Source organism: Burkholderia cepacia ATCC 25416, from assembly GCF_001411495.1.
GTDB lineage: Bacteria > Pseudomonadota > Gammaproteobacteria > Burkholderiales > Burkholderiaceae > Burkholderia > Burkholderia cepacia.
In genome coordinates, this window is sequence record NZ_CP012982.1 from 1340385 (window position 1) to 1362315 (window position 21931).

Consider the following 21931-nt stretch of genomic DNA (forward strand, 5'->3'; position numbering starts at 1 on the left):
GCGTCGGTTCGGGTGCGGCGCACGCGGGAAGCACAACGGAAATTCGCTCCGCACGTCGACATACCGTCAGGAATACTATCCGGTTGATCGCCACCGACACGTCGATCGCACTTGCGTGCCCGTCGCCCGGCAAACCGCTACAGCCGTGCCAGTCCTGCCACCCCATACCCCAGCACGACAAGCGCCGCGACCACGTGGCTCGCCGCGAGCAGCCCCGGCGACTTCACGATCCGGCCGATCACGCTGCCGCCGAATGCGAACACCAGCTGCCCCGCGAGGCTGCCGGCAAACACGCACGCGGCACCGAGCAGCCAGTGCCGCTGCGCGCCGGCGGCGGCCGTTGCATAGCCGTAGAACAACAGGATCGTCAGCGGGTTCGCCAGCGTGACGAAGAACATCGATGCAAACGGGCGGCTGCCCGGCGGCCGCGCATCGCCGTCGAGCGTGCGGCGGCGATCTCGCAACGCCTGCCACAGCATCCGCGCGCCCATCGCGAGCAGCACGAGCGCCCCCACCAGACGAAACAGCGACAGATGCGCCGCGAGCGTGCTCGCCAGCATCGCGCCGAGCGTGAACGCGACGACCGCGTAGCAGCCGTCGGCCGTCGCGACACCCACCGCCGCGCGCACGCCGCTTGCGGTGCCGGCGCGCATCCCGTAGTTCGCGATCATCAGCGCAACGGGCCCGACCGACAGCGCGATCATCAGCCCGAACAGGAAATCGTTCATCGGTCGTCGATGCCTTCGATCGAAGGCACCGATTCTAGCGAACGCAAAAATCTCCGGTGCGGCGATTCGGCATCACGCGACATCGACGCGCGCCGGCCCGTCCACCATCTCGCCGATCACGCCCGCGCGGTCGAAGCCATCGGCACGGAAGCACGCGAGCACGTCGTCGACGGCCTCGGGCGCGCACGCGACCAGCAGGCCGCCCGACGTCTGCGGATCGGTCAGCAGCGCCTGCGCGACGGGCGGCAGCGTGTCGGCCAGTTGAACGTCCGCGCCGTACGCGGCCCAGTTGCGGCCCGATGCGCCGGTGAACACGCCGTCGGCCACGAACGCCTCGACGCCCGCGAGCCACGGCAGCGACGCGTAGTGCACGCGCGCGGTGAGGTGCGCGCCACGTGCGAGTTCGAGCGTATGACCGAGCAGCCCGAAGCCCGTGACGTCGGTCAGCGCATGCACGCCCGGCAGCGCAGCGAGGTCGGCGCCCGGACGGTTCAGCTTGGTGGTCGTCGCGACCATCTGCGCGTAACCCGCGGCATCGAGCTGGTTCTTTTTCAGCGCGGCCGACAGCACGCCGACGCCGAGCGGCTTGCCGAGCACGAGCACGTCGCCCGCACGCGCGGCCGCGTTGCGCTTCACGCGCGACGGATGCACGACGCCGATCGCCGCGAGCCCGTAGATCGGCTCGACCGAATCGATCGAATGGCCGCCCGCCACCGGAATGCCGGCGTCCGCGCACACCGATTCGCCTCCGCGCAGCACGGCCGCGATCGTCTCGTGCGGCAGCACGTTGATCGGCATCCCGACCAGCGCGAGCGCGAGGATCGGCTTGCCGCCCATCGCGTAGACGTCGGACAGCGCGTTGGTCGCGGCGATGCGGCCGAAGTCGAACGGATCGTCGACGATCGGCATGAAGAAGTCGGTGGTCGCGACGATCGCCTGCTCGTCGTTGAGACGGTAGACGGCCGCGTCGTCGGACGTCTCGGTACCGACCAGCAGATCCGGGAACAGCGCGGGCGGCGTCGCGCGCTTCAGCAGCTCGGACAGCACGCCCGGCGCAATCTTGCAGCCGCAGCCGCCGCCGTGCGACAGGCTCGTGAGGCGCGGAACGGCAGGCTGGGCTTGGGTGGCTTCGGTCATCGTCGGCATCCGGTGAATAACAACACGACATTATCGACAATTCCGTGCGAGTGCGCCCGATACCCACATAATGGCGGCGCACTCCCCGCTCCCGCTGCCGCCCGCACCTTCCGTCCATGGATCACCTCTTCATCGGCCTCGTGCTGTGCTCCGCGTTGCTGCACGCCATCTGGAATGCGTTCCTCCACGTCAGCGAAGACCGGCTCGTACAGCTCGGCACGATGTCACTGCCCTATTTCGCGTTCGGCGTCGCCGGCGCCGCGCTGCTGCCCGCGCCGGCACCCGCCGCGTGGCCGTATATCGCCGCGTCGGCCGCGCTCGAGGTCGCGTACTGCTTCACGCTGGCGCGCGCCTATCGCAGCGGCGAGTTCGGGCAGATCTATCCGATCGCGCGCGGGATCTCGCCGCTGCTCGTGTCGGTGCTCGCGCTCGCTTTCCTCCACGAACAGCCGACCCCGTTCGGCTTCGCGGGCATCGCGCTCGTGTCGTTCGGCATCATGTCGCTCGCGCTGCGGCGCGGCTTCCGGTTCTCCGGTGAAGGCGTGCCGTTTGCGCTGCTCACGGGCGTGTTCATCGCCGCGTATTCGATCTGCGACGGCATCGGCTCGCGCGTATCCGGCAGTGCGCTCGGCTACATCGCGTGGGTGTACGTGCTGTGGAGCGTGCCGCAGTTCGTGCTGGTCTGCGCGGTACGTGGCGGCCCGCGCGCGGTGCTCGCCTCGCGCACGGCGCTCACGCAGGGCGCGATCGCCGGCACGATCTCCCTCGCCGCTTACGGGATCGTGATCCTCGCGTACCGGTACCTGCCGGTCGGGACGGTGTCGGCGCTGCGCGAAACGAGTTCGATCTTCGCGGTCGCGATCGGCTGGCTCGTGATGCGCGAGCGGCCCGGCGCGCAGCGGCTTGCCGCGTGCGCGCTGGTGGTCGTGGGCGCGGCGCTGATCCGCCTGTAGGCGGCGCGCGCGACACGCGTTCGTCTGCAGGTCGTGCCGACCTGCCAGGTGTCAGACCGCGATCGCCGCCCCGCCGAATGCCCGCTCGTCGATCGCCTCGGCGAGCGTCGCGAACGCCGTCGCGATCTCGTCCTCCGGCACGCACGCATAACCGAGCAGCAACCCCGGCGCCGCGCGTTCGCGATCCGCGTAATAACCCGACAACGGTCGCACGACGATATTGCGTTCGAGCGCAGCCTGCGCGACCGCACGATCGTCGACGCCCTCCGGCAACTGCGTGACCAGATGCAGCCCGGCATCGCTGCCGAGCGCGTGCAGCGTGTCGCCATAGCGTTGCGCGACCGCGTCGAGCAGCACCTCGCGGCGCTGTCCGTACAGCGTGCGCATCTTGCGGATATGCGACACGAAGTGCCCTTCCGCGATGAATTCGGCAAGCACCGCCTGCTGCAGCAACTGCCCTTCGCGGTACAACTCGGCGCTCGCGGTCGCGAAACTTTCCGCGAGCGGCTCGGGCGCGACCAGGTAGCCGACCCGCAGCCCCGGGAACAGCGTCTTGCCGAAACTGCCGACGTAGATCACCTGCCCGGCCGTGTCGAGCCCCTGCAGCGACGCAAGCGGGCGGCTGCCGTAGCGGAATTCGCTGTCGTAGTCGTCCTCGATGATCCAGCAACCGTGCTGGCGTGCGTATTCGAGCAGCATCCGCCGCCGCGCGAGGCTCATCACCATCCCGAGCGGATACTGGTGCGACGGCGTGACGAGCATCAGCTTCGGCGGTTCGGCGAGATCGGCGGCCGACGGTGCGATGCCTTCCTCGTCGACCGGGATCGGCCGCGTCGTCAGCCCCGACACGTTCAGCACGCTGCGCACGCCCCAGTAGCACGGGTCCTCGGTCCAGATCGCGTCGCCCGGGTCGGTCAGCAGCCGTACCGCGAGGTCGATCGACTGGTGGATGCCGGTCGTAATCACGATCTGCTCGGGCGTGCAGCGCACCGAGCGCGACGTGCGCAGGTAATCGGCCAGCGCCTCGCGCAGCAGCGCGAGCCCGCCGCCCGGCGCGTAGGTCAGCAGGTCGGGGCGCAGCCGCCGCCAGTATTTGTTGTGCAGCCGCGTCCACACGCGAGCGGGAAAGCGCGACACATCGGGCACGCCCGGCATGAACGCGCCGCCCTGCCGTTTCGACACGCCGGCCCCTTCGACGAGCCGCGTACCGCGCGCCGACAGCCGCCGCGCGGACGGCTGCACGAGCGCCGGGTGGGTGGCGGTCGCGTCGGGCGGCGCGCCGACGATCTCGTCGGGCGCGCTGTCGGCCACGAACGTGCCGCGGCCGGTCGCCGAGTTCACGTAGCCTTCGAGTGAAAGCTGTTCGTAAACCTGCGTGACCGTGTTGCGCGCGATTCCGAGTTCGGCCGCGAGGAGCCGCGACGACGGCACGCGCGTGCCGGCCGGCAGTTCACGCGACAGGATCGCCTGTTGCAGCAGCCGGTGAAGCTGCCGGTAGATCGGCTGTTCGCCGCCTCGCACGAGGCGCTGCGCCAGCCAGTCCGACAACACGCTCGCGCGCATGATTGGCTCCTGAATATTTATTGAAATGGCTCTGATTGCCAGAGCCAAATGTGATTATAGTCGCCTCCATGGGCTGTCGAAGCGCCCGATTTTCACCTCACCGGAAAGAACATCAAGGAGATGACCGTGAAGAATGCCGACCTGCAGGCCCGCAAGAACGCCGCCACCCCGCGCGGCGTCGGCGTGATGTGCGATTTCTACGCAGCCCGCGCCGAGAACGCGGAACTGTGGGATGTCGAAGGCCGCCGCTTCATCGATTTCGCCGCCGGCATCGCGGTGCTGAACACCGGCCACCGCCACCCGAAGATCGTCAAGGCGATCGCGGATCAACTGAACAACTTCACGCACACCGCTTACCAGATCGTCCCGTACGCGTCGTACGTCGAACTGGCCGAGAAGATCAACGCACGCGCGCCGGGCGATTTCCCGAAGAAGACCGCGTTCTTCACGACCGGCGCGGAAGCCGTCGAGAACGCGATCAAGATCGCACGCGCGGCCACCGGCCGTCCGGGCGTCATCGCCTTCTCGGGCGGTTTCCACGGCCGCACGATGATGGGCATGGCGCTGACCGGCAAGGTCGCCCCGTACAAGCTGAACTTCGGCCCGTTCCCGGGCGACGTGTTCCACGCGCCGTACCCGAACGCCGTGCACGGCGTGACGACGGCCGACTCGATCAAGGCGATCGAGATGCTGTTCAAGGCCGACATCGATCCGAAGCGCGTCGCCGCGATCATCTTCGAACCGGTCCAGGGCGAAGGCGGCTTCAACCCGGCGCCGGCCGAATTCGTGCGCGCGCTGCGCAAGATCTGTAACGAACACGGCATCCTGCTGATCGCCGACGAAGTGCAGACCGGCTTCGCGCGTACCGGCAAGCTGTTCGCGATGCAGCACTACGACGTGCTGGCCGACCTGATCACGATGGCGAAGAGCCTCGCGGGCGGCATGCCGCTGTCAGGCGTCGTCGGCCGTGCCGACCTGATGGACGCGGCAGCGCCCGGCGGCCTCGGCGGCACGTATGCGGGCAACCCGCTGGCCGTGGCATCGGCGCACGCCGTGCTCGAGATCATCGACGAAGAGAAGCTGTGCGAGCGCGCGACGCAACTCGGCGACGTGCTGAAGGCGAAGCTGAACGCGCTGCAGGCCGACGTGCCGCAGATCGCCGACGTGCGCGGCCCGGGCGCGATGATCGCGGTCGAGTTCCTGAAGCCGGGTTCGGGCGAGCCGGATGCCGAGTTCACGAAGCGCGTGCAGACGCGTGCGCTCGAGCGCGGCCTGCTGCTGCTCGTATGCGGCGTGTACTCGAACGTCGTGCGCTTCCTGTTCCCGCTGACGATCACGCAGGTCGTGTTCGACGAAGCGCTCGTGATCCTCGAGGAAGTGCTGAAGGAAACGGTCGGCGTGCCCGCCTGAGTTCCTGCCTTCCGAATGCGCCGCCGCCGTCGTCACGACGGCGGCGGCCTTTTTATCCGTCATCTTCAAAGCAGGCGATTCATATGAGCACTGTTCAGGAAACCCTGGCACTGAAAGATCCGTCGCTGTTCCGCCAGCAGGCGTACGTCAACGGCGAATGGCAAGGCGCGACGAACGGCGAGACGTTCGAAGTCCGCAACCCGGCGACGGGCGGCCTGCTCGGCACCGTGCCGGCGATGGGCACGGCCGAGACGCGTCACGCGATCGAAGCCGCGAACGCCGCATGGCCGGCGTGGCGCAAGAAGACCGCGAAGGAACGCGCGGTCGTCCTGCGCAAGTGGCACGACCTGATGATGGAAAACGCCGACGACCTCGCGCTGATCCTGACGACCGAGCAGGGCAAGTCGCTGGCTGAAGCGAAGGGCGAGATCGGCTATGCCGCATCGTTCCTCGAATGGTTCGCGGAAGAAGGCAAGCGCGTGTACGGCGACACGATCCCGACGCCGGCGAGCGACAAGCGCATCGTCGTGACGAAGGAAGCGATCGGCGTGTGCGCGGCGATCACGCCGTGGAACTTCCCGGCGGCGATGATCACGCGCAAGGTCGGCCCGGCGCTCGCCGCGGGCTGCCCGATCGTCGTGAAGCCGGCCGAGGCGACGCCGTTCTCCGCGCTCGCGATGGCCGTGCTGGCCGAGCGTGCGGGCGTGCCGGCCGGCGTGTTCAGCGTCGTCACGGGCGACCCGAAGGCGATCGGCGGCGAGCTGACGTCGAACCCGATCGTGCGCAAGCTGTCGTTCACCGGCTCGACGCCGGTCGGCCGCCTGCTGATGTCGCAATGCGCGGCGACGGTCAAGAAGGTGTCGCTGGAGCTCGGCGGCAACGCGCCGTTCATCGTGTTCGACGACGCCGATCTCGACGCGGCCGTGCAGGGCGCGATCGCATCGAAGTACCGCAACAGCGGCCAGACCTGCGTGTGCACGAACCGCTTCTACGTGCATGAAGCCGTGTACGACCAGTTCGCGCAGAAGCTCGCGGCGGCCGTCGGCCAGTTGAAGGTGGGCCGCGGCACCGAGCCGGGCGTCACGCAAGGCCCGCTGATCAACGAGGCAGCGGTGCTGAAGGTCGAGGCGCACATCGAGGACGCGCTCGCGAAGGGCGCGACCGTCGTGACGGGCGGCAAGCGCCACGCGCTGGGCCACGGCTTCTTCGAGCCGACCGTGCTGACGGGCGTCACGCCGGCGATGAAGGTCGCGAAGGAAGAGACGTTCGGGCCGCTCGCGCCGCTGTTCAAGTTCGGCAGCGACGATGAAGTGATCCGCCTCGCGAACGACACCGAATTCGGCCTCGCCGCTTACTTCTACAGCCGCGACATCGGCCGCGTGTGGAAGGTCGCCGAAGCGCTCGAATACGGGATGGTCGGCGTGAACACGGGCCTGATCTCGAACGAAGTCGCGCCGTTCGGTGGCGTGAAGCAATCGGGCCTCGGCCGCGAAGGCTCGCACTACGGCATCGACGACTACGTCGTGATCAAGTACCTCTGCCTCGCCGTCTGACGGTTCAGGGCCTGGCACCGCTTCGGTGACAGGCCCTGACCGCCCGGAACCGGGCGGTCCGACGCGGGCCGGCGCCCCTCTCCGTCGTGCCCGCGTCGTCTCGATACGCACGAGATCGCCCCGCTCTGCGTACCCTGTTTCGATCGCTGTATCCGCCGATACGTCGTATCGCGCGCGAATCCCGTTCCAGTCTCATTTCTCACTTCGCTGCACGACGCCAGATTGAGCGCTCCGTCTCGATCCGGTTTGCACGCGCATGAACACTTCACCCGACGGCACGGTGTGTGCGGAGTCAGCGCATGCAAGTACTGCTGTAGCCGACGGTGCCGTGACACACATTAACGGTCGCCGGCATGACGGACGGTTATACGCCCGGCCGCGTTCTACTCGCTCGCCCCTTCGCCCCCATCTCGACGATCGTTTTGGATCATCAATCTCCGTCGGATTCCAAAATAAGAATCGTACTTGTTCTATAGACAGAGAAAATCTTACCGGCCACTGTCTATGGCTCGTCCACACACAAGGGATACGAGTCCATGGAAGAAAAACATGCCGCCTGCCCTTACTTTCTTCACTCGTCGATCCGGCTTTACGCGATGGTGCAGCAGCAATACACGCCGCCGAAAAATGCGCCCGACTCGATCGATCAGGCGTATAGCGACAACATGCAGATCATCTGTATGCACGATCCATCTAACCGCCGCTGCATTCGTGTTGATCTGCGCACATACGGCGTTCGCGTGCGATGGCCCGCCAAACATGCCCGGCTGGGATTTCGATGTTCGATTCGACAACAATTCAAGCGACCTATCTACCTCCGAACTGGCGAAGCTCTCCGTATGGTCGAACAACATGCGCAATCGCTTCCCCATTGTCGATGTGGTGTCAGTTGTCGGATTGGCCGAGCCGACGGAACGAAGCGCGCAAGAGCTTGCGCACCGACGCGCAGCGAACGTCAAAAGCGCGCTAGATCAATTCTTGATTCGGGGCGAACGAAATTCGATGATCGCGCGAATCTACAAGCTGCCGTTTCCTGCGAGCGAGTTTGATGACAACGGGCGGCGCGTCGAGATCACATTCGGCCCGGGATGCCCTAACCACTGCTGCCCGAACCTGAATCCCACACCCAGGGCGCAATGAGGTAACACGACGCACCCACGCCGGCCCGCGCGATGCGGGCTGTCTTCCTCCTGCCTCGCAGGTTCCCGCGATTAGCGGAACAGGTTGAGCGCCTCCACCAGCCGCGTCGCCTGCTGCTTCAGACTCTCCGACAACAGGAATCCAATTGTGCAAGCCTGCCGGACAGCGGCCAAAATCACGCCGTCGTATGCGAACCCAGCCCGCACAAGCGAGGCATTGCCGGCTATTCGAAATTCTGCAGTGACTCGTTCGGCTAGCAGTATCACGAATCAAAGATAAAGGTAGCTGCGCATGGATGTGCGACGACCCACGAGTAGCGCCACACAGCAAACTCATCAATCGCTGACCATGGAACGCATCCCGGATGCGGGTGTCCTCATTCAAAAATGCCAACGGCGCCGCGGGTACGATATCGATGGCGACTAAACTCCTGACCGCCGCCGCGCTCGCGTTGAGCTGCGCACAGGCAGCGTTCGCCTGTGACGGTGCGTCGAACATGCCCGCCCATTACATCGATATTGTTTTCGATGCGGATTCGAGTGCGATTTCTCCGACCGAACTCTCGAGGTTGTCGGCATGGTCGAGCGACATGCACAAGCGATTTCCGATCATTGATACGGTATGGCTTATCGGACTGGCCGAACGAACCGAGAACAACGCGCAACAGCTCGCAACGCAACGAGCGGAAAACGTGATGGCTGTCCTGGATCGGCATTCGATTCGTGGCGAGAAAAGCGCCCTGGCGGGGAAGATTTTCAAGCCGGACGAATTCGGTCAATCCGGGCGACGCGTTGAAGTAAACGTCAGTCCGGGGTGCCCCAACCACTGCTGCCCGAACCTGAATCCCATACCCAGGGCGCAATGACGTAGCAGGACACGCCCAAACCGGCCCGCACAACGCGGGCCGCCTTCCTCCTGCTTCACGCGTTCCCGCCATCACCGAAACACGTTCACCGCCTCCACCAGCCGCGTCGCCTGCTGCTTCAGGCTCTCCGATGCCGCCGTGCTCTGCTCGACCAGTGCCGCGTTCTGCTGCGTGATGTTGTCCAGGTGCACCACCGCCTGGTCGACCTGCGCGACGCCCGTGCTCTGCTCGGCCGTCGACGAGCTGATCTCCGCGATCAGATCCGACACGCGCTTCACCTGCGTGACGATGTCCTCCATCGTCTTGCCCGCGCCGTCGACGATCCGCGCACCCGATTCGACGCGCTCGACGCTCGCGCCGATCAGCGTCTTGATCTCCTTCGCCGCATTCGCGCTGCGCTGCGCGAGCGCCCGTACCTCGCCCGCCACCACCGCGAAGCCGCGCCCCTGATCTCCGGCGCGCGCCGCCTCCACCGCCGCATTCAGCGCAAGGATGTTGGTCTGGAACGCGATGCCGTCGATCACGCCGATGATGTCCGAGATCTTTCGCGAGCTGGCGGTGATGTCGTTCATCGTCGCCACCACCTCGCTCACCGCCTGCCCGCCGCGCCCGGCGGCTTCGCTCGCCGACACCGACAACTGGTTCGCCTGCAGCGCCGTCTCCGCATTGCTCGACACGGTCGCCGTCATCTCGGCCATCGATGCGGCCGTCTGCTGCACGCTTGTCGAAGCCTGCTCGGTGCGCGCGCTCAGGTCGTTGTTGCCCTGCGCGATCTCGTTGCTCGCGCGCTGCACGTTCAGCACCTGTTCGCTGACATCGTCAACCAGCCAGCGGAACATCAGCCCGAGCTGGTTGATCGTACGCAGCGTCATGCCGATCTCGTCGACACGGTTCATCCGCACGCCGCTGCGGCTCTCGCCGGTCGCGACGCGCAACGCCTCGTCGCGCAACTGCACGAGCGGGCGCGCAATCTGCGCATCGAGCCACAGCCCCGCGGCCACCGCGGCGCCGGCCGTCACCGCCGCGAACGCGGCGAGCCCGCCACCGGCCAGCCCGCACGCCCAGCCGCCGGCCACCACGACCGGCGCAAACACGCACAGCGCCGCATGGAGCCGCGCCCGCACCGACATCGTCTGGAACAGCGACGTGAAACCGGCCACACCCTTGCGGACGATCAACCCCTTGTGAAAATGCCGGTTGCCGGCCCGACCTTCGCGGAAGTCCTTGTAGAGCGCCTCCGCGGCCGCGATCTCGTCGCGCGTCGCCTTCGTGCGCACCGACATGTAGCCCTTCGGCTCGCCGTTGCGCATCACGGGTATCGCGTTCGCACGCACCCAGTAGTGATCGCCGTTCTTGCGGCGGTTCTTCACGAGCGCGGTCCACGGCTCGCCGCCCTTGAGCGTCGCCCACATGTCGGCGAACGCCTCCTTCGGCATGTCCGGATGCCGCACGACGTTGTGCGGCTGGCCCTCGATCTCTTCGGGAGAAAAACCGCTGACCTGGATGAATGCCGCGTTCGCGTAGGTAATGTAGCTGTTCGCGTCGGTGGTCGACATCAGCGTCGCGTCGTCGGGAAAATCGAATTCGCGTTGCGTGACGGGCTGGTTGTTGCGCATGGTGTGGAGCTCCGGGTAACGGATCTTGCGTCCGCTTGTCGATTGATTCGCGACCCTGCACATTGCGGTCAATCCGCATGCGCATTGGTCATGCTCCTGCACTTTCGGCAATTTTTACGAAAACATTATGCCTTGCCCGGGTAAATATGCATTAAAAATGCATCACCTTGCCTTTACCGAACAATCCGTTTACTGATGAAACTAAACACCAGGCCAGGCAACGGTTTGACGGATATTCGTCTGATTAATCCGCGTAATTCGTCCGAATCGATTCAATGCATGAATGCAAAATCCTGAATACGAATATTTCTCGTTTCGCGTATTTTGATTGAATCGAAAAACCTGAACGCGCATTACGCGCGTCAATCACGATGTCACGATGCATCGATCGGGCGCGCACATCGCGTGCGCGCCCCGACAATCACCGGAACACGTTCACCGCATCCACGAGACGCGTTGCCTGTTGCTTCAGGCTCTCCGACGCCGCCGTGCTCTGCTCGACCAGTGCCGCGTTCTGTTGCGTGATGTTGTCCAGGTGCACCACCGCCTGGTCGACCTGCGACACCCCGGTGCTCTGCTCGGCCGTCGACGAGCTGATCTCCGCGATCAGATCCGACACGCGCTTCACCTGCGCGACGATGTCCTCCATCGTCTTGCCGGCCTCGTCCACGCGCCGCGCGCCCGACTCGACGCGCTCGACGCTCGCGCCGATCAGCGTCTTGATCTCCTTCGCCGCGTTCGCGCTGCGCTGCGCGAGCGCCCGCACCTCACCGGCAACCACCGCGAAGCCGCGCCCCTGTTCGCCGGCGCGGGCCGCTTCCACGGCCGCGTTCAGCGCAAGGATGTTGGTCTGGAACGCGATGCCGTCGATCACGCCGATGATGTCCGAGATCTTTCGCGAGCTAGCGGTGATGTCGCTCATCGTCGCGACGACCTCGCCCACCGCCTGCCCGCCGCGGCCGGCCACTTCGCTCGCCGACATCGCGAGCCGGTTCGCCTGCAGTGCGGTCTCCGCGTTGCTGTCGACGGTCGCCGTCATCTCGGCCATCGACGCAGCCGTCTCCTGCACGCTCGACGCCGCCTGCTCGGTGCGCGCGCTCAGGTCGTTGTTGCCCTGCGCGATCTCGTTGCTCGCGCGCTGCACGTTGTGCACCTGCTCGCTGACGTCGTCGACGAGCCAGCGGAACATCAGCCCGAGCTGGTTGATCGTGCGCAGCGTCATGCCGATCTCGTCGACGCGGTTCATCCGCACGCCGCGCCGGCTTTCGCCGGTCGCGACGTTCAGCGCCTGGTCGTGCAGCCGCTTCAGCGGACGCACGATCTGCGCATCGAGCCACAAGCCGGCCGCCGCCGCCACGCCGACCGTCACGCCGGCAAATGCCGCGAGGCCGCCACCGGCGAGCCCGCACGCCCAGCCCGCGCCGACGACCGCCGGCGCAAGCACGCACAGCGCCGAATGCACGCGCGCGCGCACCGACATCGTCTGCGACAGCGACGCGATACGCAGCAGCCCCGTGCGGATCACCAGCCCCTTGTGGAACCGGCGCTGGCCGGCCTTGCCGTCGCGGAACGCGCGATACAGCGCGTCGGCGGCCGCGCTCTCGTCGTGCGGCGCCCTCGTGCGCACCGACATGTAGCCCTGCGGCTCGCCGTTGCGCATCACGGGTATCGCGTTCGCACGCACCCAGTAGTGATCGCCGTTCTTGCGGCGGTTCTTCACGAGCGCGGTCCACGGCTCGCCGCGCTGGAGCGTCGCCCACATGTCGGCAAACGCCTCGCGCGGCATGTCCGGGTGGCGCACCACGTTGTGCGGCTGGCCGACGAGTTCCTCGTTCGTGAAGCCGCTCACCTGCGCGAACGTCGTGTTGGCGTAGGTGATGATGCTGTCTGCATCGGTCGTCGACATCAGCGTGACGTCGTCGGGAAAATCGAATTCCTGTTGGGTAACGGGCTGGTTATTGCGCATGCAAGGCTCCGAAAGGCGGATCTGTCGTCCGCGCCGCGCTGAAATCACGCTCAGTAGCCGAAAAACGGTTTATCGCTTAACGACGGTCTTCATCTTACTGTCGGCATATTGGGGAAAAACCTTACCCTTTCATCGAATAAAATATCCAATTCGTCCGACGCCATGATTTCGATCAAATAATCCGGCAATAATCGCCGCGAGCGTTCATCCCAATGTCACGCCACGCTGCGCGACGACGTCGCGCGGCAGACCCACGCCATCGACCGTTGCGCGCGGCGAAACGATTCCGTTTATCCTGCTCCATTCAACCGGTATTCGAATTCGATGAAAAAGGCATTACACGAACTGAATCGGCTGTCCTGGAATACCGCGACAGTCGCGCATAACAGCCACAAAGGCGATCAGGCCGCGTTTTTCCGCGCGGGCGGCTCGACGCTCTATCCGGAAGAACGCGAACTGCTCGGCGACGTCGGCGGGCTGCGGCTCCTGCACCTGCAATGCAACGCGGGGCAGGACACGCTGAGCCTCGTGCGCGAGGGCGCGGATGCGACGGGCGTCGACATCTCCGACGAAGCGATCGCCTTCGCACGGCAACTGTCGGCCGCCTCCGGCCTGCCCGCGCGTTTCGAGCGCGCCGACGTGCTCGACTGGATGCCCGAGGCCGCCGCGCGCGGCGAGCGCTTCGATCGCGTGTTCACGTCGTATGGCGCGATCTGCTGGCTGTCCGACCTGAACGCGTGGGCGCGCGGGATCGCCGCACTGCTCGCGCCGGGCGGCCGTTTCGCGATGGTCGAGTTCCATCCGTTCGCGCTGTATTTCGACGAACAGTGGAAGCCGCACTACGACTATTTCAAAAGCGACGCGACCGAGGAGCCGACAGGCGTCGGCGATTACGTCGCCGTATCCGGCACGGGGCTCGGCGCGCAGCACGACCATCCTGGCGTCGTCGATTTCGCGAACCCGCATCCGAGCTACGAGTTCATGTGGGGCATCGGCGAGGTCGTGAACGCACTCGTGTCGGCGGGGCTCGCGATCGACCGCCTGACCGAATATCCGTATTCGAACGGCTGGAAGGGCTTCGACGGCATGCGCGAGCTGGACGGCCGCCGGATGGTGCCGCCCGGTCACATGCCGAACCTGCCGCTGATGTATGCGATCGCCGCGCATCGGGAGGCCGCATGACGCGCCGCACCGCCGCCGAACGCGACGCGCTTTGCGCACGCCCGCTCACGCGCGACGAAGTGCCGCTCGTGTGGACCATCGACCGGCGCGAGATCATCGAGCACCTGTACGTGCTGCGCGACGGCGCGCTGCATCTGGTTCCGGAGTTCTACGACGTCGGCGGCTGGCCGGAAGGTGAAGCCGACCACTACACGCCGATCCTGATCGACTGCCACGATCGCGGCGGCTGGTGCCTCGGCATGTTCGACGGCGAACGGCTCGTCGCGGCGGTCGTCGTCGACAGCCGGCCACTCGGCCCGCACGGCGACATGCTGCAATTGAAGTTCCTGCACGTGAGCCGCGACTGGCGCGGCTGCGGGCTCGGCGAGCAGCTCTACCGCGCAGCCCGCGAGCAGGCGCGCGCGATGGGCGCCGCACGCCTGTACGTGTCCGCGACGCCGTCGCAGCGCACGATCGACTTCTACCTGCGGCTCGGCTTCACGGTCAGCGCGTCGCCCGACCCGGCGCTTTACGCGCTCGAGCCGGACGACATTCATCTGGAAGGGCCGGCGGCCTGACGCACCGGCACGCGGGTGAAGCGCGGGATGTCCCGCCTTGCCTCGGCTGCCATCGGCCTTCGCGCAATCACGGAGAGCAAAATTGCAGGACGAAGCACAGTCGCCAACCATGCCGAAGATCCTCGTCAGCATGTGCGTGGTCGGCCATCCGGTGCGTTACAACGGCTCGGCCAGGACCGCCGCGCACGCGGCACTCGAACGGTGGCAGCGCGAAGGGCGTCTCGTGCCCGTCTGCCCCGAACTGGCCGGCGGCTTCAGCGTGCCGCGCCCGCCCGCCGAAATCGCCGGCGGCGCATCGGGTCAGCAGGTGCTGTCGGGCGCCGCGCGCATCGTCGACGTGAACGGCACCGACGTGACAGCGCCGTTCGTCTCCGGCGCGCAAACCGCGCTGGCCCTCGCGCGCACGCACGGTTGCCGCTTCGCTATCCTGGCCGACGGCAGTCCGTCGTGCGGCAGCACGTTCATCCATGACGGGAGTTTCGGGAACCGGCGGCACGCGGGCGCCGGTGTCACGGCGGCGTTGCTGCGCGAGCACGGGATCGAGGTGTTCGCGGACACCGAGATCGACGCGCTCGAGGCGCGCCTCAGGGAGCTGTCGCAGGCCGGTTAACGACGATGCGCGGCACGAGCATCCTCGTGCCGCGCATCGTTTCCAAAGCGGCGAAGCGGTCGAGCGGCAAAGCGGCTCGTGGCCGCCGCTTCGCCGCGAAACGCGGGTCAGACGCGTTCGATCGCGATCGCGATGCCCTGACCGACGCCGATGCACATCGTGCACAGTGCGAAGCGGCCGTTCGTGCGATGCAGCTGGTACATCGCGGTCGTCACGAGACGCGCGCCCGATGCGCCGAGCGGATGGCCCAGTGCGATCGCGCCGCCGTTCGGGTTCACGCGCGGATCGTCATCGGCGACGCCGAGCATGCGCAGCACCGCGAGACCTTGCGATGCGAACGCCTCGTTCAGCTCGATCACGTCGAACTGGTCGATCGTCATGCCGAGCCGGGCGAGCAGCTTCTGCGTGGCCGGTGCGGGCCCGATGCCCATCACGCGCGGCGCGACGCCGGCCGTCGCGATGCCCAGCACGCGGGCGCGCGGCGTCAGGCCGAAGCGCTTTGCGGTTTCCTCGTTCGCGAGCAGCAGCGCGGCGGCACCGTCGTTGACACCCGACGCGTTACCGGCCGTCACCGAGCCGTCCGGACGCACGACGCCCTTCAGCTTCGCAAGCGTTTCGAGCGACGTTTCGCGCGGATGCTCGTCGCGCGACACGACCACCGGATCGCCCTTCTTCTGCGGAATCGTGACCGACACGATTTCCTCGGCGAGCGTGCCGTCCTGCTGCGCACGCGCAGCCTTCTGCTGGCTGCGCAGCGCGAACAGGTCCTGGTCGGCGCGGCTGACGTTGTAGTCGACCGCGACGTTCTCGGCCGTCTCCGGCATCGAATCGACGCCGTACAGCTGTTTCATCAACGGATTGACGAAGCGCCAGCCGATCGTCGTGTCGTAGATGTCGGCCTGGCGCGCGAATGCGCTCGCGGCCTTGCCCATCACGAACGGCGCGCGCGTCATGCTCTCGACGCCGCCCGCGACCATCAGCGCGGCCTCGCCGGACTTGATCGCACGGGCGGCCACGCCGACCGCGTCCATCCCGGAGCCGCACAGGCGGTTGATCGTCGAACCCGGCACACCCTGCGGCAGCCCCGCGAGCAGCGCCGACATGCGCGCGACGTTGCGGTTGTCCTCGCCGGCCTGGTTCGCGCAGCCGTAGATCACGTCGTCGATCGCCGTCCAGTCGACGTCGCGGTTGCGCTCCACGAGCGCCTTGAGCGGCACGGCGCCCAGATCGTCGGCGCGCACGCCGGACAGTGCACCGCCGTAACGCCCGATCGGCGTACGGATCGCATCACACAGAAAAGCTTCGGTCATCAGTGTCTCCGCTCCCAGGACAGGCTGGGGAATGAACAGGGCGCGCCCCTTGCATTGCCCGCCGGGATGCGCTTAAATGTTCTATATACGAACATAAGATCGTGTATCGAACGTTCAACGCATCATAGGGAGTGCGGGGACGACCTGTCAAGCGCCCGGTCCGCCGTGCGGTTGGCGTGTCGGGCCCCGTGCGCTATCTTCTCGGCTGCACGATATTCCAGGCGCTCATGACAACCGAAGACACTCAGACGAAACCCGGCGACTCCTACGTACAGTCGTTCGCACGCGGCCTCGCGGTGATCCGCGCGTTCGACGCGGCCCGCCCGGAGCAGACACTCACCGAGGTCGCCTCGGCCACCGGGCTCACGCGCGCGGGCGCGCGCCGGATCCTGCTCACGCTGCAGACGCTCGGCTACGTCGAGGCCGACGGCCGGCTGTTCCGGCTCACGCCGAAGATCCTCGAGCTCGGCTTCGCGTACCTCACGTCGATGCCGTTCTGGAATCTCGCCGATCCCGTGATGGAGCAACTGTCCGAGCAGATCCACGAAAGCTGCTCGGCGGCCGTGCTCGACCGCACCGAGATCGTCTACGTGCTGCGCGTGCCGACCCGCAAGATCATGACGATCAACCTGTCGATCGGCAGTCGGCTGCCCGCGTACTGCACGTCGATGGGCCGCGTGCTGCTGTCCGCGCTCGACGACGCCGCGCTCGACGAAACGCTCGCGCAAAGCGGCATCCGCGCGCATACGGCGCGCACGATCACCGACCTCGGCGAACTGAAGGCGGCGATCGCACAGGTGCGCCAGCAGGGCTGGGCCGTGGTCGACCAGGAGCTCGAAGTGGGCCTGATGTCGCTGTCCGCGCCGATTCGCAACCGGCGCGGGCAGATCATCGCGGCGATGAACATCAGCGGCAACGCGCAGCGGCATACCGCGAAGCAGATGGTGAAGGAGTTTCTCGAGCCGTTGCAGCAGGCCGCGCAGACGGTGTCGGAGCTGGTGGCGCGGCGCGGGTGAGCGCCGATCCGCGCGCGGGTACGCGCACGCCGCGCGGCGTGAAACGACGCGCGGCGCCCTGTGTCGGCCGGCGCGACGGCGTTGTCCAGGACAGCCGCCCGCTCGCAGGCGTACCGGCGCGCCGGCGGCGTGCCGTGCGTCAGCCGTTGCCGGCGAATGCGTCGCCCATCGGCTTCGTCCGGATGCCCGGGGCCAGCCGGGTCCACGGCAACTCGGCCGGATCGGCCGTCATCGGGCCCGGCGCCGTGGCAACGAGCACCGCCTCGGCGATCCCCTGGAAGTCGGCGCGAAAATGCACCGAGCTCTTGTTGACGAGGATGCGCATCGCTTCCGGCTCGACGCCGCCCACACGATAGAGATTGCGGTCGAGCATCTGCGCCTTGCCGCTGCTCACCACGATCAGCACACCATCGATCCGCAGGCAGGCGACGGGGCCGATATCCGCGCGCATGCCGTTCATCATCGGGCCGTCGTACCGGCATACGCCGTCCGACAACTTCACGACCTCGAAACGCGCGTGGACCGGCTCGTCGCCGGGCACGCCGGAAACGCCGCCGAGCGCCAGCTCGACGAACGCCCCGACCCCGGCGCGATGAGCCGCCGCGGCGGCCGCCGGGTCCCAGATCAGGCCGATCGCCGCCTCTTTCGCGCCATTGCGCAGCAACGCCCGCAGCATGCCCGTCGTGTTCGAGTCGCCGCCCGCGCCGGGGTTGTCCTGCGTATCGGCGATGACGACCGGCTTGCCGGCCCCGTCGGCAAGCCGCATCGCTTCGCGCACGGCGGCATCGGGCGACAGGAACGGCACCTGCCACGCGGCCTCGTCCGCCAGCATCCTGTCGTAGAGCGCCTGCACGGCGGCCTCGGCCGACGCGGCGTCATCGCCGTAACCCCAGATGACCGGGCCGCATTCGGGAAAATCGGCCGCCGGAAAACCCGGTGCGAACGACAGCGATACCACGGCCCCGGTTTCCAGCGCCGCGAGCTGCGCATACATGCCGCGCGAAGGCTCGAGCAGCGTGCACATGCCGTTGATCGGGATCAGGAACGGCAGCCGCCGCACCGCGCGATGCAGCGGGCGGCCACCCGCCGCCCGCGAGACGAGCAGGCGCTCGAGCAGCATGGCCGCGCGTTCGCCGGTCTCGGCCATGTCGACATGCGGATAGGTGCGGAAGGCGACCAGCGCGTCGGCCTCGTGCAGCATCTTCGCGGTGACGTTGGCATGCAGGTCGAGCGACGCGACCACCGGCACGGTCGGGCCGACCGCGGCGCGCACGCGCTCCAGCAACGTGCCTTCGCCGTCGTCGGTATGCTCGGCGACCATCGCGCCGTGCAGGTCGAGGTACACCGCGTCGTAGCCTCCGCCGCGAACCGCCGCGAGGATTTCACCGGCAATGCGCTCGAACGCATCCTCGGTCACGTGGGCCGACGGGCTCGCGCCCGCCCAGATGACCGGCAGCAGGGTCCAGCCGCGTCGCTCCGCCGCGACGATGAATCCGCCCGCGGGAATGTTGACGTCGCGCAGCGCAAGCACGTCGTCGCCCCGCACCATGGCCGGGAAGCCCTCGCCGCGCTCGAAGTTCGCGTAAGCGGCTTTCGACGGCGCAAACGTATTGGTTTCATGCTGAAAGCCGGCAATCAAGATCCGCGTGTTCAAAAACGTGTCTCCGGAAATAGGTAGTCAAGGCACGGGCCGTGCTGCGCCGCGACGGAGGTCGCGAGCGCTTGCGGGCCCGCGATATCACGCTGTCGCCAACGCGTCCTGCGGCGCGGGCAGCCGGTTCGCCACGAGCACCGCGGCGCCCGCGACCAGCAGCGCGACCATGACCAGCAGGCCGGCTGCCATGCTGCCCGTCGCCGAGTGGATCGCACCGATGATGGTCGGGCTCAGGAAGCCGCCGATCAGGCCGATCGTATTGATCAGCGCGATGCCGCCGGCGGCCGCGTCGCCCTTCAGGTATTGCGACGGAATCGCCCAGAACACCGTGTACGCGGCCCAGATCATCGACGTGGCGATCGTCATGCCGACCAGTGAAATGACGAGATTGCCGTTGGCCGTCGTCGCCACGGCCAGCGCGATCGCGCCGATCAGGGCCGGCACGGCGCTGTGGAAACGACGTTCGCCGCGGCGGTCCGACCGGCGGCCGATGACGATCATCGCGATCGCGGCGCAGACGTACGGGATCATCGAGTACAGCCCGATCTGCATCGTGTCGGTCACGCCGTCGGCCTTGAGGATCGACGGCAGCCAGAAACTCACCGCGTAGATCCCGCAGATGATCGTGAAGTACGCGAACGCCAGCAGGTACACGCGCGGGTCGCGCAACACCTGTCCGAACGAGTGATGACCGGCGCCGGGTGCGTGCAGCTCGGCGGCGAGCATGCGCTTCTCGTCGTCGGTCAGCCAGGTCGCGTCGGCCGGCCGGTCGGACAGGACCTTGAGTGCGAGCGCGCCGAGCAGCACGCACGGCAGGCCTTCGACGATGAACATCCACTGCCAGCCGGCCAGGCCGTGGGCACCGGACAGCCCGGTCATCAGCCACGCCGACAGCGGCGAGCCGAAGGCGCCGCCGATCGGGCCCGCGAGCATCACGACCGCCATCACGCCGGCCATGCGGCGCTGGCCATACCAGTAGGTCAGGTAAAAGATCATCCCCGGCGCGAAGCCGGCCTCGAACACGCCGAGCAGGAAACGCATCCCGTAGAAGGTGGTCTCGTTGTGGACGAACATCATGCCCGCCGAGGTCAGGCCCCACAGCACCATGATTCGGCTGATGGTCTTGCGTGCGCCGATCCGCGGCAGCAGCAGGTTGCTCGGGATCTCGAACAGCACGTAGCCGAGAAAGAAGATGCCCGCGCCCAGCCCGTACACCGCATCGGAGATGCCCAGGTCGCTCTGCATCGAGAGCTTGGCGAACCCGATATTCACGCGATCGAGATAGGCGAACGTGTAGCAGAGCAGCAGAAAAGGCAGCAGGCGCCAGTTCAGCTTGCGATACAGGGCCTGATGCGCCGGGCTGTCGGGCGCGACCGGGTCTTGAGGGGATGGAATGGCGGACATGCGCTCTCCTTTAGGGCGTATTGCTTCGAATCCCGCATCGATGATCGACTCCGTTCGAATCGTCGAGGAGCCGAAAAAGCAGCGCAATAGCAACCTAAGCGAGTTATCGTTGCTCAACGAGCAACACTTCAACGGCAAACGGACCGACACCATGCGCGAACTGAACCAGCGCCGCCTGCGCTATTTCCATGAAGTCCTGACGCACGGCTCGATCCGCGGCGCGGCCGACAGCATCAACACGTCGCCGTCCGTCATCACGCGGCAGATCCGGCTGCTCGAGGAAGAAATCGGGGCGCCGCTGTTCGAGCGCCAGCCGCGCGGCGTCCGGCCGACCGAAGCCGCGGCGCACCTGCTCGAATACTGGCGCGGCTGCCGCTCCCAGCAGGAACTGTTCGAAGACCGCCTGCAGGCGCTGCACGGCCTGCAACACGGCCAGATCCGCCTCGCCACCAGCGAAGGCTATATCGACTGCCTGATGGACGAGGTGCTCACCGATTTTTGCGCGCGTTATCCGAAGCTCGACGTCACCGTCGATATCCTTCCGGTCAGCACATTGCTGCAGGAAGTCGCCGAGAGCCGCGCGCATATCGGCCTCGCCTACAATCCCCCGGCGCATCCGGATATCGAGTACGTCGCCACCGCGCCGCAGCCGGTGGTGGCGCTCGTGCATCCCGGGCACCCGCTCGCCGTGCGGGGCCGGCCCGTCGCGGTACACGAACTCGCCGGGTATCCGCTCGCGCTGATGCCGCCGGCGTTCGGTCTCGGGCAGGCCGTGCAGATGCTCGCCTATGCAGAGAACATCCAGCTCCACCCGACGCTGACCACCAACTCGCTGGCCGTGCTGCGCCACTTCGTCAGGCGCAACGACGGCGTCACGCTGCTCGCGGCGTTCGCGGCCTATCAGGAACTGGAGGCGGGAGAACTCGTCGCCGTTCCCGTCGCCCATCCGCTGCTCGAGGCAGCGAACGCGCGGCTGCTGGTCAAGGCCGGACGCACGCTCGGGGTGGCAGCCGATACGCTGCTGCGCGGCATCCTTCGGGACATGAAGATGTTTTCGGACGCGGGCGGGCGCAACGGCGGGACGACGGCGCGCGGCAAACCAGGCAAGCGTGCTGCCGTGCGTCGCGGCGGGCCATGAACGTCCCTGCTGACGATGCAGCCTGCGTCCGCCGGCCGTCTCCAGGCGGCCGCCCCGGTTCGGGGCCGGGATCGAGCGGCGAGCGATTATCTGAGGAAACCGAAATTTCTCGACGATTTCGTAAAGGTC

At 67.0% G+C, this 21931-nt stretch carries 18 protein-coding genes; 10 read left to right on the forward strand and 8 right to left on the reverse strand.

Annotation, left to right across the window (positions count from 1 at the left end):
• Positions 1-137: 137 nt before the first annotated feature.
• Complete coding sequence (locus APZ15_RS23340; protein WP_027790464.1) at positions 138-728, reverse strand: LysE family translocator; 591 nt, start codon at positions 726-728, stop codon at positions 138-140.
• 72 nt (positions 729-800) lie between these two features.
• Positions 801-1865, reverse strand: coding sequence for a selenide, water dikinase SelD (selD, locus tag APZ15_RS23345; RefSeq protein ID WP_027790463.1), 1065 nt, complete (start codon positions 1863-1865; stop codon positions 801-803).
• Between the two features lie 116 nt (positions 1866-1981).
• Here selD and APZ15_RS23350 point away from each other — a divergent pair, with 116 nt between their 5' ends.
• The gene (locus APZ15_RS23350; protein ID WP_027790462.1) at positions 1982-2818 is read left to right on the forward strand and encodes a DMT family transporter; all 837 of its coding nucleotides are present in this window, start codon (positions 1982-1984) and stop codon (positions 2816-2818) included.
• A gap of 51 nt (positions 2819-2869) precedes the next feature.
• Here APZ15_RS23350 and pdxR read toward each other — a convergent pair whose 3' ends face one another.
• Positions 2870-4381, reverse strand: a complete 1512-nt coding sequence (gene pdxR, locus APZ15_RS23355; RefSeq protein ID WP_027790461.1) for a MocR-like pyridoxine biosynthesis transcription factor PdxR — start codon at positions 4379-4381, stop codon at positions 2870-2872.
• 126 nt (positions 4382-4507) lie between these two features.
• Between pdxR and APZ15_RS23360 the strand changes: the two genes are divergently transcribed.
• The 4 genes from APZ15_RS23360 (at position 4508) to APZ15_RS39705 (ending at position 9349) form a co-directional block, all read left to right on the forward strand.
• A complete protein-coding gene (locus tag APZ15_RS23360) occupies positions 4508-5791 on the forward strand; it encodes a 4-aminobutyrate--2-oxoglutarate transaminase (RefSeq protein WP_027790460.1) in 1284 nt (427 codons plus the stop codon).
• An 83-nt stretch (positions 5792-5874) separates the two neighbouring features.
• A complete protein-coding gene (gabD, locus tag APZ15_RS23365; RefSeq protein WP_021156413.1) occupies positions 5875-7344 on the forward strand; it encodes an NADP-dependent succinate-semialdehyde dehydrogenase in 1470 nt (489 codons plus the stop codon).
• A gap of 759 nt (positions 7345-8103) precedes the next feature.
• On the forward strand, positions 8104-8484 hold the full coding sequence (locus APZ15_RS39700; protein WP_080982052.1) for an OmpA family protein: 381 nt from the start codon (positions 8104-8106) through the stop codon (positions 8482-8484).
• A 415-nt stretch (positions 8485-8899) separates the two neighbouring features.
• On the forward strand, positions 8900-9349 hold the full coding sequence (locus APZ15_RS39705; protein ID WP_059554101.1) for an OmpA family protein: 450 nt from the start codon (positions 8900-8902) through the stop codon (positions 9347-9349).
• Between the two features lie 71 nt (positions 9350-9420).
• Here APZ15_RS39705 and APZ15_RS23370 read toward each other — a convergent pair whose 3' ends face one another.
• Both APZ15_RS23370 and APZ15_RS23375 read right to left on the reverse strand, forming a co-directional pair.
• On the reverse strand, positions 9421-10965 hold the full coding sequence (locus tag APZ15_RS23370; protein ID WP_027790459.1) for a methyl-accepting chemotaxis protein: 1545 nt from the start codon (positions 10963-10965) through the stop codon (positions 9421-9423).
• A gap of 421 nt (positions 10966-11386) precedes the next feature.
• Entirely contained in the window at positions 11387-12931 is a 1545-nt protein-coding gene (locus APZ15_RS23375; protein WP_027790458.1) for a methyl-accepting chemotaxis protein, read from the reverse strand.
• A gap of 324 nt (positions 12932-13255) precedes the next feature.
• Between APZ15_RS23375 and APZ15_RS23380 the strand changes: the two genes are divergently transcribed.
• From APZ15_RS23380 to APZ15_RS23390, 3 genes are all read left to right on the forward strand, one after another.
• Positions 13256-14113, forward strand: a complete 858-nt coding sequence (locus APZ15_RS23380) for a class I SAM-dependent methyltransferase (RefSeq protein WP_027790457.1) — start codon at positions 13256-13258, stop codon at positions 14111-14113.
• Positions 14110-14670, forward strand: a complete 561-nt coding sequence (locus APZ15_RS23385; RefSeq protein WP_034196004.1) for a GNAT family N-acetyltransferase — start codon at positions 14110-14112, stop codon at positions 14668-14670. Before APZ15_RS23380 ends, APZ15_RS23385 begins: the two co-directional genes overlap by 4 nt.
• A gap of 109 nt (positions 14671-14779) precedes the next feature.
• The gene (locus APZ15_RS23390) at positions 14780-15280 is read left to right on the forward strand and encodes a 2-thiouracil desulfurase family protein (RefSeq protein ID WP_034196003.1); all 501 of its coding nucleotides are present in this window, start codon (positions 14780-14782) and stop codon (positions 15278-15280) included.
• A gap of 107 nt (positions 15281-15387) precedes the next feature.
• On the opposite strand, the gene pcaF is transcribed toward APZ15_RS23390, so the two are convergent.
• A complete protein-coding gene (pcaF, locus tag APZ15_RS23395) occupies positions 15388-16590 on the reverse strand; it encodes a 3-oxoadipyl-CoA thiolase (RefSeq protein ID WP_027790454.1) in 1203 nt (400 codons plus the stop codon).
• Positions 16591-16817: 227 nt separating this feature from the next.
• On the opposite strand from pcaF, the gene APZ15_RS23400 reads away from it, so the two are divergent.
• Complete coding sequence (locus APZ15_RS23400) at positions 16818-17606, forward strand: IclR family transcriptional regulator (RefSeq protein WP_027790453.1); 789 nt, start codon at positions 16818-16820, stop codon at positions 17604-17606.
• A gap of 139 nt (positions 17607-17745) precedes the next feature.
• Here the strand turns inward: APZ15_RS23400 and APZ15_RS23405 are convergent, their stop codons facing one another.
• Positions 17746-19260 (reverse strand): M81 family metallopeptidase, encoded by a 1515-nt coding sequence (locus tag APZ15_RS23405; RefSeq protein WP_027790452.1) that lies wholly within the window; start codon positions 19258-19260, stop codon positions 17746-17748.
• Positions 19261-19344: 84 nt separating this feature from the next.
• Positions 19345-20664 (reverse strand): MFS transporter, encoded by a 1320-nt coding sequence (locus tag APZ15_RS23410; RefSeq protein WP_027790451.1) that lies wholly within the window; start codon positions 20662-20664, stop codon positions 19345-19347.
• Between the two features lie 151 nt (positions 20665-20815).
• Between APZ15_RS23410 and APZ15_RS23415 the strand changes: the two genes are divergently transcribed.
• Positions 20816-21802, forward strand: coding sequence for a LysR family transcriptional regulator (locus APZ15_RS23415; protein ID WP_027790450.1), 987 nt, complete (start codon positions 20816-20818; stop codon positions 21800-21802).
• The last annotated feature ends 129 nt before the right edge of the window (positions 21803-21931 follow it).

Coding starts and splice junctions, on each gene's coding strand:
- APZ15_RS23340 (WP_027790464.1), bottom strand. CDS start 728: ATGAACGATTTCCTGTTCGGGCTGATGATCGCGCTGTCGGTCGGGCCC.
- selD (WP_027790463.1), bottom strand. CDS start 1,865: ATGACCGAAGCCACCCAAGCCCAGCCTGCCGTTCCGCGCCTCACGAGC.
- APZ15_RS23350 (WP_027790462.1), top strand. CDS start 1,982: ATGGATCACCTCTTCATCGGCCTCGTGCTGTGCTCCGCGTTGCTGCAC.
- pdxR (WP_027790461.1), bottom strand. CDS start 4,381: ATGCGCGCGAGCGTGTTGTCGGACTGGCTGGCGCAGCGCCTCGTGCGA.
- gabD (WP_021156413.1), top strand. CDS start 5,875: ATGAGCACTGTTCAGGAAACCCTGGCACTGAAAGATCCGTCGCTGTTC.
- APZ15_RS39700 (WP_080982052.1), top strand. CDS start 8,104: ATGCCCGGCTGGGATTTCGATGTTCGATTCGACAACAATTCAAGCGAC.
- APZ15_RS39705 (WP_059554101.1), top strand. CDS start 8,900: ATGGCGACTAAACTCCTGACCGCCGCCGCGCTCGCGTTGAGCTGCGCA.
- APZ15_RS23370 (WP_027790459.1), bottom strand. CDS start 10,965: ATGCGCAACAACCAGCCCGTCACGCAACGCGAATTCGATTTTCCCGAC.
- APZ15_RS23375 (WP_027790458.1), bottom strand. CDS start 12,931: ATGCGCAATAACCAGCCCGTTACCCAACAGGAATTCGATTTTCCCGAC.
- APZ15_RS23380 (WP_027790457.1), top strand. CDS start 13,256: ATGAAAAAGGCATTACACGAACTGAATCGGCTGTCCTGGAATACCGCG.
- APZ15_RS23385 (WP_034196004.1), top strand. CDS start 14,110: ATGACGCGCCGCACCGCCGCCGAACGCGACGCGCTTTGCGCACGCCCG.
- APZ15_RS23390 (WP_034196003.1), top strand. CDS start 14,780: ATGCCGAAGATCCTCGTCAGCATGTGCGTGGTCGGCCATCCGGTGCGT.
- pcaF (WP_027790454.1), bottom strand. CDS start 16,590: ATGACCGAAGCTTTTCTGTGTGATGCGATCCGTACGCCGATCGGGCGT.
- APZ15_RS23400 (WP_027790453.1), top strand. CDS start 16,818: ATGACAACCGAAGACACTCAGACGAAACCCGGCGACTCCTACGTACAG.
- APZ15_RS23410 (WP_027790451.1), bottom strand. CDS start 20,664: ATGTCCGCCATTCCATCCCCTCAAGACCCGGTCGCGCCCGACAGCCCG.
- APZ15_RS23415 (WP_027790450.1), top strand. CDS start 20,816: ATGCGCGAACTGAACCAGCGCCGCCTGCGCTATTTCCATGAAGTCCTG.